Origin of the sequence: Allobosea sp. TAB14 (genome assembly GCF_052113865.1) — a bacterium.
In the GTDB taxonomy this organism is placed as follows: Bacteria; Pseudomonadota; Alphaproteobacteria; order Rhizobiales; family Beijerinckiaceae; genus Allobosea; species Allobosea spartocytisi.
This window is the reverse complement of the sequence record NZ_JBFRDQ010000123.1, coordinates 1-12544: the sequence shown is the minus strand read 5'-3', so window position 1 is coordinate 12544 and position 12544 is coordinate 1. Positions and strand designations below refer to the sequence as shown.

Below are 12544 nucleotides of genomic sequence, written 5' to 3'. Positions count from 1 at the left end.
CCATCGTGCAGCTCTCGCGCGAAGTGCCGGGGCTCGGCCTCGATTTCGTCGGCGCGGACGACCGCCATGGCATCCTCCAGGCGATGGAGCATCTGATCGGGCTCGGCCACCGCCGGATCGCCTTCCTTTGCGCCAATGAGAGTATCTCGACCGGGCGCAACCGCTATCACGCCTATCGCGAGGGCCTGACGGCTCATGGCCTGTCGATCGACCCCGCGCTGATCTATTTCGCCTACGGCACGCGCGAGAACGGGCTCAAGGGCATCCAGCAGGTGCTCGACGCTCCCGCACCGCCGACCGCCGCCATCTGCATGAACGACCTCTCGGCCTTCGGCGCGATGCTCGGCTTGCGCCATCGCGGACGCGAGGCCGGCGTCGACTTCTCCATCGTCGGCTGCGACGACGTGAAGGAGGCGGCGCAATGGTTTCCGGCGCTCACCACGATCCACAATTTCCAGAACCAGATGGGCGCCAAATCGGCGGAATTCCTGCTGCGCCGCATCGCCGAGCCCGCCGCGCCGCAGCAGCGCCTGCTGCTGACGCCCGAACTCGTCCTGCGCGGGACGACCTGTCCGCCCCGCTGAGCCTTCAGGCATCGTTCGCGGGCTTGGCGTTGAGGGCGCGATAGGCCCGCACGACCTGCGAATCGTCGCGCCCGCCATGGCCCAGCCCCGAGGCCGCGAGGAACATCTGATGGGCCGATGCCGCCAGCGGCAGCGCGACCTTCGCCGCGCGCCCGGCATCGAGCACGATGCCGAGATCCTTGACGAAGATGTCGACGGCGCTGGCGACGACCGGGTCGGGTTCCTGCATGCGCGGGCCGCGATCCCTGAGCATCCAGGAGGATGCCGCCGAGCCGCCCATGATCTCGAAGAGCAGGCGTCCGTCGATGCCGGCCTTCTCCGCCAGCGACAGCGCCTCGGCCGCGACCGCGATATGCACGCCGCAGAGGAGCTGGTTGACTGTCTTCACCGTCGCGCCCTGTCCCGGTTTCTCGCCGACATGGAAGACCTTGTCGCCGAGCGCATCGAGCACCGGCTTTGCCCGTGCGAAACTCTCCGGCGCCGCGCCGACCATGATCGTCAACGTCCCGCCCTGCGCGCCTTTGACGCCGCCGGAGACCGGCGCGTCGATGAAATGYCGACCGGCCTTCGTGACCTCCGCCGCGATCGCCTCGGCCTCGCCGGGCGGACAGGTCGCCATCAGGATGACCGTCGCATCCGGCGCCAGCGCTGCGAGCGCCCCGGCTTCGAAGAGCACCGCGCGCGCCTGTGCGGCATTGACCACCATCAGCACCAGTGCACCGGCGCCCTTGGCCGCCTCGGCCGCATTTGGGGCAGCCTGTCCGCCGGCTGCAGCCAGCGCGTCGCGCGCCGCCTCCCGCATGTCGAAGCCGGTGACCCGGAACTGCCGCTTGACCAGGTTCTCGGCCATCGGCGCACCCATCGCGCCAAGCCCGATGAAGGCGATGCTGGAAATCGGCGTGTCTGGCATAAGTCAGGTACTTTCTCGGAGCTCGCATGCCACGCATGCAGCACCATGAGTTGAGCGCGGATGCCCGGCGCCGGACAAGCGGCGCCGGCGCATCGGCCTCATTCCTTCACCGCACCCGTCATCGACGCCACGTAGTAGTCGACGAAGAAGGAGTAGAGGATCGCCACGGGAATCGAGCCCAGCAGTGCACCGGCCATCAGCGAGCCCCAGTGATAGACGTCGCCCTCGACGAGCTGGGTCAGCACCGCGACCGGCACCGTCTTCTTCTCCGCCGACTGGATGAAGGCGAGCGCATAGATGAACTCGTTCCAGGACAGGGTGAAGGCGAAGATGCCGGCCGAGATCAGGCCGGGCATGGCGAGCGGCAAGGTGATGCGCCACAACGTCTGCAGCCGCGTCGCCCCGTCGATCATCGCGCATTCCTCGAGCTCGTAGGGGATCGACTTGAAATAGCCGATCAGGAGCCAGGTGCAGAACGGGATCAGGAAGGTCGGGTAGGTCAGGATCAGCGCCAGCGGCGAGTCGAACAGGCCGAACTGGAAGATCAGCGTCGCCAGCGGGATGAACAGGATCGAGGGCGGCACGAGATAGGCGAGATAGATCGCCAGGCCCACATATTGCGAGCCCTTGAACCTCAGCCGCTGGATCGCATAGGCGGCGAGCACGCTGGAGAACAGCGAGAGCGCCGTCGCCACCGCCGCGACCATCATCGTGKTCCAGAGCCATTGCGGATAATCGGTCTGGAACAGCAGCCTGTTGATGTTCTCAAGCGTCGGCGACTTCACCCAGAACGGGTTGTTGTTCTTGTAGTCGAGCAGCTCGGCGTTCGGTTTGATCGCCGTGATCGCCATCCAGTAGAACGGGAAGAGCAGCACGAGGAGGAAGAGCGACAGCGGCAGGTAGAGCGTGAGGAGGCGCCGCGGGCCGGACGACCAATCGATGACGCCTTCGCGCTCCTTGTCCTTGAGATGCGGACGCGCACTGAGGGTTTGATCAGTCATTCTCTTCCCCCTGCTGCCATTTGCGCCGGGACAGGCCGAAATAGCTGAACAGCGTCGCCATCACGAGGAACGGGATCATCGCCACCGCGATCGCCGCGCCCTCGCCAAGCTGGCCGCCCGGGATGCCGCGCTGGAAGGCGAGCGTCGCCATCAGATGCGTGGCGTTCACCGGCCCGCCGCGTGTGATGGCGTAGAYGAGCTGGAAATCGGTGAAGGTGAACAGCACCGAGAAGGTCAGCACGATCGCCAGGATCGGCATCAGCATCGGGAAGGTCACGTGCCGGAACCGTTGCCAGGCATTGGCGCCGTCCAGCATCGCCGCCTCGTAGAGCGACGGCGAGATGGTTTGCAGGCCGGCGAGCAGCGAGATCGCGACGAAGGGGATGCCGCGCCAGATATTCGCCGCGATCAGCGAAAAACGCGCCGGCCAGGGCTGGCCGAGGAAGTCGATATAGCTGTCGCGCCAGCCGAGCACATCGACCAGCACATAGGAAATGATCGAGAACTGCGGATCGTAGATCCACCAGAAGGCGATGGCCGAGAGCACCGTGGGCACGATCCAGGGAATCAGGATGATCGCCCTGAGCAGCGACTTCATCGGGAGGTGGTTGTTGAGCAGCAGCGCCAGCCACAGGCCGAGCGCGAATTTCCCGATGGTCGCCACGCCCGTATAGAGCATCGTGTTCCAGACCGAGGTGATGAAGACCCGGTCGTACCAGAGCGACTGGAAGTTCTCGAAACCGATGAAATGGCCGACCCGGCCGATGCGCGTATCGGTGAAGGCGAGCCAGATGCCCAGGCCCAGCGGATAGCTCAGGAAGACGAGCAGGAACCCGGCCGCGGGCAGCAGGCAGAGGAAGACCAGGAAAGGCTTGTAGTCGAACAGACGCACCAGCCAGTTTTGCTGCAGGCTGTGGACGGTTCGCAATTCGGCGGCAGCTACGGCCATGGCGCTCTCGCGTTGGGGTCGGCTACGGCATCGGACCGAAAAGGGGAACCCATCTTTCGGAACAACCGGATGCGACGACACATCAGGAGATCATCGTTGTCGCGTCCGATCGGATGCGCGACGATCTCGCATCGGCCGCCGGACGAGCCGGCGGCCGTGAGGATTCCGGCTCAGGTCCGGTAGTAACGCTTGGCGCGGCGCTCGGCTTCCGCCGCCGCCTCCTCAGGCGTCGCCTGACCGGCGCAGACCGAGGCGACCATCTGGACGACGACGTATTCGGCGTTGACCGTGCCGGCGGCCTCGTTGATCGAGCCCTTGTAGCCGCTCCACAGCGCCCGCTCCCAGGTGTCGCGATAGACCACGATCTTGGGGTCGCTCGACCACACCTTGCTCTCGGCATAGCCCTTCAGCGGCTGGGTCCAGTAGCCGTAGCAGCCGGTCAGCCACTTGTCGTACTGCTCCTTCTCCATCATGAAGCGGAGATATTCCTTGGCCGCGTTCGGGAATTTGGTGTGCTTGAACGCCATGGCGTTGATGATCAGCGCCGGCTCCGACGGCCGCCCGAGCGGACCGACCGGCATAGTCGCGTGGTTCAGGTCCTTGCCGATGGCGGCGGTCTTCTCGTCTTTCGAATTCTTGATCGAGAAATAGAGCGAGACGCCGTTCTGGGTGACGCCGATCTCGCCCGCCGTCAGCGCCTTGTTGTTGCTGATGTCGAGCCAGGAGAGCGTGCCGGGGATGAAGGTCTCGTAGAGCGCCTTGGCGTATTTCAGCGCCTCGATCGTCTCCTTCGAGTTGATCGCGACCTTGTTGTTCTCGTCGACCATGTAGCCGCCATGGGTCCAGACGAGCCAGTTGCAGTAGGCGTTGCCGTCGCCCACCGCATTGCCGAGCGCGAAGCCGGCCGGGTGGCCGTTTTCCTTGAGCTTGCGGCAGAGCTTCAGGAAGCCGTCGAGATCCTTCGGGAAGGTATCGAAGCCCGCTTCCTTGACCCAGGATTCACGATAGACCGCCGGTGCGCCCGACGCGCCCATCGGGATCGAAACCCACTGGTTGGTCTTGTCCTTCTTGCCGTATTTCTCGGCGATCGGGTACCAGCCACCATATTTCTTGCCGAGATCCTCGGCGATATCGGTCAGGTCGATCAGCTTGTCGGAGAAGATGTGCGGATCGTCGGCCCAGCCGACCACGACATCGGGGCCGGCGCCGGTATTGGCGGTCACCGCCGTCTGCGGGCGCAGATCCTCCCAGCCGGCATAATCGACGCGCACCGGCACGCCGGTCGCCTTGGTGAAGGCTTCGGTATTCTCGTTGAAGATCGCCTGGTCGGGATCGACGAACTTGGTGGGGCGCAGCACGCGCAGCGTCGCGCCTTGCTCGATCTTGGCCTGCGCGATCGCCGGTGCCAGCGGCAGGCTCGCCCCCGCGGCAAGCCCGGCGCCGCCGATCAATACGTCACGTCTCGAAATGCTCATGATGATATTCCCTCCGTGAAAAGCCGCGAGGGCCTGCATCGGACCCTCGTCATGCATGATTGTCGCCGTAAAACTGCGCCCGCGCGCGGCCCGGGCGACGGGCCCGCGCGCGATTGCCTCTAAAGACGCTTGCCGGTGGCCGCGTCGAAGAGATGGGTCACGCTGGTGTCGGGCGTGATGCGGATGGTCTCGCCCGGCTTGGCCGTGATGCGCTCGCGGAACACGCAGGTCAGGTTCTGCCCGCCGCAGCGGACCACCACCTGGGTCTCCGAGCCCATCGGCTCGATCACCACGACCTCCGCCTCGAGCCCGTTGGCATCGAGATGGATATGCTCCGGGCGGATGCCGAACACGGCGGCCTTGCCGTTCGAATCGGCCGGATGCTGTCCGACCGGCCAGACCACCCCACCCTCCGTCTCGAAGCCCGACGCCAGGATCTTGCCCTTGAGCAGGTTCATCGAGGGCGAGCCGATGAAGGCCGCGACGAACAGATTGGCGGGCTTGTCGTAAAGGTCGAGCGGCGCGCCCATCTGCTCGATGATGCCGTCATGCATCACGACGATCTTGTCAGCCATGGTCATGGCCTCGATCTGGTCGTGCGTGACATAGACGGTCGTCGTCTTTAGGCGCTGGTGCAGCTCCTTGATCTCGGTGCGCATCTGCACGCGCAGCTTGGCGTCGAGGTTGGAGAGCGGCTCGTCGAACAGGAACACCTGCGGGTCGCGCACGATCGCGCGCCCCATCGCGACGCGCTGGCGCTGGCCGCCGGAGAGCTGGCGCGGATAGCGCTCGAGCAGATTGCCGAGGCCCAGGATCTGCGCGGCCTTGTTGACGCGCTCCTCGATCTCGGCCTTCGGCGCCTTCCGGAGCTTCATCGAGAAGGCCATGTTGTCGGCGACCGTCATATGCGGATAGAGCGCATAGTTCTGGAACACCATGGCGATGTCGCGCTCCTTCGGCGGAACGTCGTTCACCACCTTGGGGCCGATGCGGATCTCGCCGCCGGAGATGTTCTCCAGCCCCGCGATCATGCGCAGCAGCGTCGACTTCCCGCAGCCCGACGGCCCGACGAGAATAACGAACTCGCCATCATCGATATCGATGTCCACGCCGTGGATGACCTGCGTCGAGCCATAGGCCTTGCGCACGTCGGCAATCTGGACAGATGCCATGTTTTCTTCCCTGCTTCCGTTCCCTTGATCCTCGCAACTGCGCGAGCATCGCTGTCGCCTATCGGCTTCTTGTGACCGATTGATGCATATGGCCCCGCCTCTCCTGAGCGGTTGTGTCCCCATGCGTCTGCGATAAAGTCATACGATAGCCGGAAAGCTGTCAAGCGCGACACAGGTCGAACCGGGTTCAGGGGAAACGCGATTGGCACAGAGCGAGAGGACGGGTCGATCGATGCGGATGCGCGATTTCTCGCGGCCGACGACGCTCAATCCCGACAGGCTTTTCGGCCAGGTTGCCCAGAGGCTGGCGGTCGCGATCATCAGCGGCCGCATCGGCGCGGGCGAGCTCCTGCCCAACGAGGACGACCTGCGCGCCGACATCTCGGTTTCGCGCACGGCCTATCGCGAAGCGGTCAAGGTGCTCACCGCCAAGGGGCTCGTCGAAGCACGTCCGAAAAGCGGCACGCGCGCCGCGCCGCGCGACCGCTGGAACCTGCTCGACACCGATGTCCTGGCCTGGCATTTCGAGGCCGACCCGAACGAGAAATTCATCCGTGATCTCTTCGAGTTACGCCGATTCGTCGAGCCCAGCGTGGCGCGGCTGGCGGCCCAGCGCCGCACCGCCGCCGACATCGCCCGCATCGAGGCCGCGTTGCGGGCCATGATCGACAATCCGCCCTATTCGGATGCTTGCGTGCGCGGCGATCTCGCCTTTCACGAGGCCATCTTCGCGGCCTCGCAGAACGCTCCGCTGCAATGCCTGTCGAGCGCGGTCATCGCCACCCTGCAATGGTCGCTCGTGCTGAAGAAAGGCGTCGACGAGGCCTTCATCGCCTCCCTGCCAGATCACGAAAACATCCTCGCTGCGATCGTCGAGCGCGATGGCGATCTCGCCGCCGTGCGCATGGCGGGACTGGTCATCGACAGCTTGAACACGACGCTGGCATCGGTGAATGTCAGCCAGGCCGAACCCGACAAAATCACCCGAATAAAGCATACTAAATAACAGCCCCGCCGATACGGCGTGACGCTGGCAGCCCGATCACAGGCCTTCCGAGGGGTACCCGGCGGCTAAATTCGAATTTAATCGATTCACAAGACACGAATCAACRCAGAGATGGACCAGACGACGATGCCAGCTTCCGACCGCACCGAGATCATCCAGACCGGCCCGCTGATCGCCCATGCCGCCGATCAGCTCAAGCAGCACTTCACCGTCCACGAATTGTGGAAGGCGGCCGACCGCGCCGGCCTGCTGCGCGAGGTCGCGGATCGCGTGCGCGGCGTCGCCGCGGGCGGCGGCCACAACCGGGTCGACGGCGCGCTGTTCGACGCGCTGCCCAAGCTCGAGGTCATCTCCAGCTTCGGCGTCGGCTACGACCATGTCGACGCGGCCGAGGCCGGCCGGCGCGGCCTCGTCGTCACCAACACGCCCGACGTGCTGACCGACGAGGTTGCCGACCTCGCCATAGGCCTGCTGATCGCCACGGTCCGCCAGCTCCCGCAGGTCGATCGCTACCTGCGCGAGGGCAAGTGGCTCAAGGGCAATTACCCGCTCACCACCTCGCTGCGCGGCCGCAAGGTCGGCATCGTCGGCCTCGGCCGCATCGGCAAGGCGGTGGCGCAGCGCGTCGAGGCCTTCGGCCTGCCGGTCGTCTATCACGGCCGCTCGCGCCAGCCGGACGTGTCCTATCCCTACTATCCCTCGTTGGTCGACATGGCCGCCGATGTCGACACGCTGATCTCGGTCGCGCCGGGCGGCGCCTCGACCCATCACATCATCAATGCCGAGGTGCTGAAGGCACTGGGTCCCAATGGCATCCTGGTCAATGTCGGACGTGGCACGGTCGTCGACGAGCAGGCGCTGATCAAGGCGCTCAAGGAGAGGACCATCCTCTCCGCCGGCCTCGACGTCTTCGAGGACGAGCCGCGTGTGCCCGCAGAGCTGATCGCCATCGAGCATGCCGTGCTGCTGCCCCATGTCGGCTCGGCCTCCGTCCACACCCGCGAGGCGATGGGCCAGCTTCTGGTCGACAACATGGTTTCATGGTTCGATGGCAAGGGTCCGCTGACGCCCGTGCCGGAGACACCATGGAAAAAGGCCTGATTCGCCGGCTGCTGCCGCTTCTCCTTCTCGGCGCCGGCAGCTTGCCGGCCGCCGCTCAGCCGGCGCCGCTTCCGCGTGGCGCCGACAAGGCTCCGGACGCGATCCGGCGCTGGCTCGGCGCCTGGGAGCTCGAACTCGCCGACGCGCCGCGCCGCTGCACCCTCACCTTCGGCACGGAAGCGACCGCAAACGGCCGCCAGTTGCGCTTCCCCGCGACCTGCCGCCGCGCCCTGCCCATCCTGGACAGCGCGACGGCCTGGACGCTGAATGCGAGCGGCCAGCCGCAACTGCTCGACGCCGGCGGCAAGGCCGTGGTAAGCTTTYAGGGCGGCTCCGCCGAAACCGGGACGGAGGGCAAGGGCAGCGACGGCAAGGGCTATCGCCTCTCCGGGAAGGGGCATCCGCGCCTCGCCGCCCGTGCCCCGCAGGGCGCCGCCGCAGCTGCATCCGAAGCCGCGCAACGGCAGACGACGGTCGATCCGGCCAAGGCACCCGCGCCCGAGACGGTCCCCGGCCGCTACATCCTGATGCGCCAGCAGAACCGCGAGGCCTGCCGCCTCGTGCTCTCGGCCCCGGCCGCGGGCGGGCAGCAAGGCGGCACCGCCTTCGAGGGCTCCTGCCAGGATGTCGGCCTCACCATCTTCGACCCCGTCGGCTGGCGCTATGCCGGTGGGCGGCTGTCGCTCGTCGCCCGCCGCGGCCACGGCACCGAGCTCGTCTTCGAGAACGGCCAGTGGCGCAAGGACCCCGCCATCGGCGCGCCCTTGCTGATGCGCAAGCTCGCGCCCTGACGGCGACGGCCGACGGCGTCATTCGGCCGCGGTAGCCGGCTTCAATACACCGCGCCGGACCTGGTCCTCCTCGATCGATTCGAACAGGGCCCGGAAGTTGCCCTCGCCGAAGCCGTCATCGCCCTTGCGCTCGATGAACTCGAAGAAGATCGGCCCGAGCACCGTGCCGGAGAAGATCTGCAGCAGGACCTTGCTCATCCGGCCCGCCTTCTCGCCAAGCGCCACTGCCCCCTCGCCATCGATCAAGATGCCGTTGGCCTTGAGCCGCTCAACCGGCTCGCCATGGTTCGGCACGCGGGCATCGACCTTCTCGTAATAGGTCGCGGGCGGCGATGGCATGAACGGCAGGCCGTTGCCGCGCAGAGCCTCGACGCTGGCATAGATGTCACGCGAGCCCATGGCGACATGCTGGATGCCCTCGCCCTTGTACTGGCGCAGGTATTCCTCGATCTGGCTCCTGTCGTCGAGGGATTCGTTGATCGGGATGCGGATCTTGCCGCAGGGCGAGGTCAGCGCCCGCGAGATCAGGCCGGTCAGCTTGCCCTCGATGTTGAAGAAGCGAATCTCGCGGAAATTGAAGAGCTTGCCGTACCAGCCGGCCCAATGGTCCATGCGGCCGCGATGGACGTTGTGGGTCAGGTGATCGAGATAATACAGCCCCGCCGGCTCGGGATGCGGGTTTTTCTCGCCGATCCATTCGAAATCGACATCCCAGATCGAGCCCTTCTCGCCATAGCGGTCGACGAAATAGAGCAGCGAGCCGCCGATGCCTTTCACCGCCGGAATGGCGAGCTCGCCGGGGCCGATCCTGCTCACATAGGGCTCGGCGCCGAGCGAGACGGCGCGATCGAAGGCCTGCTTCGCATCGACGACGCGGAAGGCCATCGCGCAGGCGCAAGGCCCATGCGCGGCGGCGAAATCCTGCGCGAAGGAATTCGGCTCGGCATTGACGACGAAATTCACGTCGCCCTGTCGGTAGAGCGTGACGCGCTTCGAACGGTGGCGCGCGACCGGCACGAACCCCATCGTCTCGAACAGCGCGCCGAGCTTTTCCGGCTCCGGATGCGCGAACTCGACGAACTCGAAGCCATCGGTGCCCATCGGATTCGCCTCGGAGATTTCAGGCGGCGCGGCATCATGCGGAAACGGTCCCATAGCGATCTCCTCCTCGAGATGATCGCCATGATCGCGCGACCCGGCGGCATGTGGCGTGCAAACTCAATTGCAAATCCGAAAATGACGCACGATACTCGCATTCAAAGCGAGAAGGCCGCACGAAATGACCGCTCTCGACGCATTCGACTGGCGCCTGCTCGATGCCTTGCAGCAGGATGCGTCCCTGACCAACGCGGCCCTGGCCGAGCGGGTCGGCCTGTCCGCGAGCCAGGTCTCGCGCCGCCGCCAGCGTCTCGAACAGGAGGGCGTGATCCAGGGCTATCGCGCGGCGCTCGATCCCTCGGCGGTCGGCCTCGGCGTCATCGTCTTCATCCATGTCGCGCTCGACACCCATTCCCGCGACAATGCCCGTCGCTTCCGCGATCTCGTGCGTCTGACCCCGGCGGTCCTCGAAGCGCATGCGCTGACGGGCGAGGCCGACTACCTGCTCAAGGTTGCGGTCGGCGATCTCAAGGAGCTCGCCCGGCTCGTGAACGAAGTGCTGATGCCGCATGAGAGCGTGGCCCGCGTGCGCTCCGAGATCGCCCTCGAAACGCTGAAGGAGCCGGGTCTGTTGCCGCTGCCGATGACTTGAGCGCGAAGCTGTGCAAACTCCTGCCTTCGTCAGGCCGTCTTTGCATGGCTGATCCGACCGGCCGCATCCGCGCCTAGCCGAAATCGTCAGGGAGAACCGACATGTTCAACGCCAAATCGCTGCTCGATGCGCTGGTCAACGCCGGCAGCCAGGCTGCCGGGCAGACAGGCCAGCAGGGCGGTCTTAGCGGCGTGCTCGGTGGGCTGGCGGAGCAGGTTCAGCGCTCGGGCGGGCTCGGCGGCCTCGCCGGCCAGATCCTCACCCAGGCCACGCAGGGGCTCGGCGACGCCGCGCGCCAGACGGGCGTGCAGCAGGGCGCCTCGGATGCGCTCGGCCGCGCCACCGGCGGACGGACGCCCGACGAGTTGCTCGCGCAGGCCAAGGGCGTCCTCACCAGCAATCCGGCCCTGGCGACTGCCGTTCTGGGTGGCCTCGGCGCGCTCGTCTTCGGCACCGGTGCCGGTCGCTCGGTTGCTGCGTCGGCCGCCAAGCTCGGCGGCATGGCCCTTATCGGCGGGCTCGCCTACAGGGCCTACCAGAATTACCAGGCCGGCAAGCCGCTCCTCGACGGCAATCATCAGCAGATCCTGCCCGCGCCCGCCGGCAGCGGCTTTGAGCCGCAGGCCGCCACGGAGGCGACGGCTCTCACCCTCATCCGCGCCATGATCGCGGCCGCGGCGGCCGACGGCAACATCGATGCGCAGGAGCGCGGCGCCATCCTCGGCGGCCTCAAGGACGCCGGGCTCGATGCCGAAGCGCATGACTGGCTGACGAAGGAAATGGCCAAGCCCGCCTCGATCGACCAGCTCGCCGATGCCGCCGCATCACCCGAGATGGCGGCGCAGATCTATACGGCCGCGCGCATCGCCATCAATCCGGATACGCCCGCCGAGAAGGACTTCCTGGCGGGTTTGGCCGGCTCTCTCGGGCTCGACGCCGAGCTCGTCGCCAATATCGACGCCGCCGCGAGCGCCGCGAAGGTCTGAGTCGACCTCGCTTCGCTCGGCGGCGCTGCACGCGCCCGCGGCGTAACGAATGACGGGCATGGGCGGCAGCGTCCGTGCCCGACGCCCCGGAGTCGTCTTGGCCTCCGGAGCCGGTTTCCGCGATCATGGAAGCCGCCCGTTAAGCATGGCGTTGAATTCATTGCCCGTTTTTGCGGCTCATGCACGTCAGCTTAGGAGTTTTCAGCTCAAAACCCCGGCGCCGGTACAACCGGCCGTTGCTACCCCGTACGGCGGGAAGCAGCGCATGTCGCAGGAGCGCTGGGAGCCCGAACATGTCTGCGTCCGCCATGATCCGGGCCATGCGCCCCCATCACTGGCTCAAGAACGGGCTCGTCTTTGTCCCGATCCTGCTTAATCACGATGTCTTCGACCCCGCGGCCCTCTGGCACGGTGTCATCGCCTTCATCGCCTTCAGCCTGATCGCCTCCGCGATCTATCTCCTCAACGACATCAAGGATGTCGAGGCGGATCGCCTGCATCCGACCAAGCGCAAGCGCCCCCTCGCCGCCGGCGAGATCACCGCCGCCCAGGCCTACGCCGCGGTGCCCGTGCTCCTGCTCGCCGCGTTCTCGACCGTCCTTCTCGTGCCGCAGCCACAGAGCTTCATGCTGGCGCTGCTGGCCTATCTCTTCCTGGCGCTGACCTATCTCCTCTTTCTCAAGCGCAGGCTGCTGGTCGACGTKCTCGGSCTSGCRGCKMTGCACACSCTGCGCATCCTGGCCGGCAACGCSGCSGCGGCSRTCCCGRTCTCGTCCTGGCTGCTSGCCTTCTCGATGTTCCTSTTCYTCAGCCTCGCAC

Annotated in this window: 13 protein-coding genes; 7 read left to right on the top strand and 6 right to left on the bottom strand. The window is 66.2% G+C overall.

What is annotated here, in order from left to right:
- Window positions 1-584 (top strand): substrate-binding domain-containing protein (locus AB4Y99_RS18415; RefSeq protein WP_441524327.1); only part of this gene is annotated, 584 nt, incomplete at its 5' end.
- Window positions 585-588: 4 nt separating this feature from the next.
- On the opposite strand, the gene AB4Y99_RS18410 is transcribed toward AB4Y99_RS18415, so the two are convergent.
- From AB4Y99_RS18410 to AB4Y99_RS18390, 5 genes are all read right to left on the bottom strand, one after another.
- On the bottom strand, window positions 589-1494 hold the full coding sequence (locus AB4Y99_RS18410) for an NAD(P)-dependent oxidoreductase (RefSeq protein ID WP_441524326.1): 906 nt from the start codon (window positions 1492-1494) through the stop codon (window positions 589-591).
- 98 nt (window positions 1495-1592) lie between these two features.
- A complete protein-coding gene (locus tag AB4Y99_RS18405; protein ID WP_441524325.1) occupies window positions 1593-2495 on the bottom strand; it encodes a carbohydrate ABC transporter permease in 903 nt (300 codons plus the stop codon).
- Complete coding sequence (locus tag AB4Y99_RS18400; protein ID WP_441524324.1) at window positions 2488-3444, bottom strand: carbohydrate ABC transporter permease; 957 nt, start codon at window positions 3442-3444, stop codon at window positions 2488-2490. Before AB4Y99_RS18400 ends, AB4Y99_RS18405 begins: the two co-directional genes overlap by 8 nt.
- Window positions 3445-3614: 170 nt before the next feature.
- Window positions 3615-4919, bottom strand: a complete 1305-nt coding sequence (locus AB4Y99_RS18395) for an ABC transporter substrate-binding protein (protein ID WP_038364377.1) — start codon at window positions 4917-4919, stop codon at window positions 3615-3617.
- Window positions 4920-5038: 119 nt separating this feature from the next.
- Window positions 5039-6091: an ABC transporter ATP-binding protein gene (locus AB4Y99_RS18390; RefSeq protein ID WP_112763607.1), complete on the bottom strand. Its 1053-nt coding sequence runs from the start codon at window positions 6089-6091 to the stop codon at window positions 5039-5041.
- Window positions 6092-6329: 238 nt separating this feature from the next.
- Here AB4Y99_RS18390 and AB4Y99_RS18385 point away from each other — a divergent pair, with 238 nt between their 5' ends.
- The 3 genes from AB4Y99_RS18385 (at window position 6330) to AB4Y99_RS18375 (ending at window position 8989) form a co-directional block, all read left to right on the top strand.
- The gene (locus tag AB4Y99_RS18385) at window positions 6330-7097 is read left to right on the top strand and encodes a FadR/GntR family transcriptional regulator (RefSeq protein WP_051988096.1); all 768 of its coding nucleotides are present in this window, start codon (window positions 6330-6332) and stop codon (window positions 7095-7097) included.
- Between the two features lie 126 nt (window positions 7098-7223).
- Window positions 7224-8198, top strand: a complete 975-nt coding sequence (locus AB4Y99_RS18380) for a 2-hydroxyacid dehydrogenase (protein WP_142022185.1) — start codon at window positions 7224-7226, stop codon at window positions 8196-8198.
- Window positions 8183-8989, top strand: coding sequence for an AprI/Inh family metalloprotease inhibitor (locus tag AB4Y99_RS18375; protein ID WP_441524323.1), 807 nt, complete (start codon window positions 8183-8185; stop codon window positions 8987-8989). The genes AB4Y99_RS18380 and AB4Y99_RS18375 overlap by 16 nt, the downstream gene beginning before the upstream one ends.
- An 18-nt stretch (window positions 8990-9007) precedes the next feature.
- On the opposite strand, the gene hppD is transcribed toward AB4Y99_RS18375, so the two are convergent.
- The gene (hppD, locus tag AB4Y99_RS18370; RefSeq protein ID WP_113253668.1) at window positions 9008-10144 is read right to left on the bottom strand and encodes a 4-hydroxyphenylpyruvate dioxygenase; all 1137 of its coding nucleotides are present in this window, start codon (window positions 10142-10144) and stop codon (window positions 9008-9010) included.
- A 124-nt stretch (window positions 10145-10268) separates the two neighbouring features.
- Here hppD and AB4Y99_RS18365 point away from each other — a divergent pair, with 124 nt between their 5' ends.
- From AB4Y99_RS18365 to AB4Y99_RS18355, 3 genes are all read left to right on the top strand, one after another.
- The gene (locus tag AB4Y99_RS18365) at window positions 10269-10739 is read left to right on the top strand and encodes an Lrp/AsnC family transcriptional regulator (RefSeq protein WP_191124664.1); all 471 of its coding nucleotides are present in this window, start codon (window positions 10269-10271) and stop codon (window positions 10737-10739) included.
- Between the two features lie 101 nt (window positions 10740-10840).
- Window positions 10841-11725: a tellurite resistance TerB family protein gene (locus AB4Y99_RS18360; RefSeq protein ID WP_112763610.1), complete on the top strand. Its 885-nt coding sequence runs from the start codon at window positions 10841-10843 to the stop codon at window positions 11723-11725.
- 293 nt (window positions 11726-12018) lie between these two features.
- Window positions 12019-12544 (top strand): UbiA family prenyltransferase (locus tag AB4Y99_RS18355; protein ID WP_441524322.1); only part of this gene is annotated, 526 nt, incomplete at its 3' end.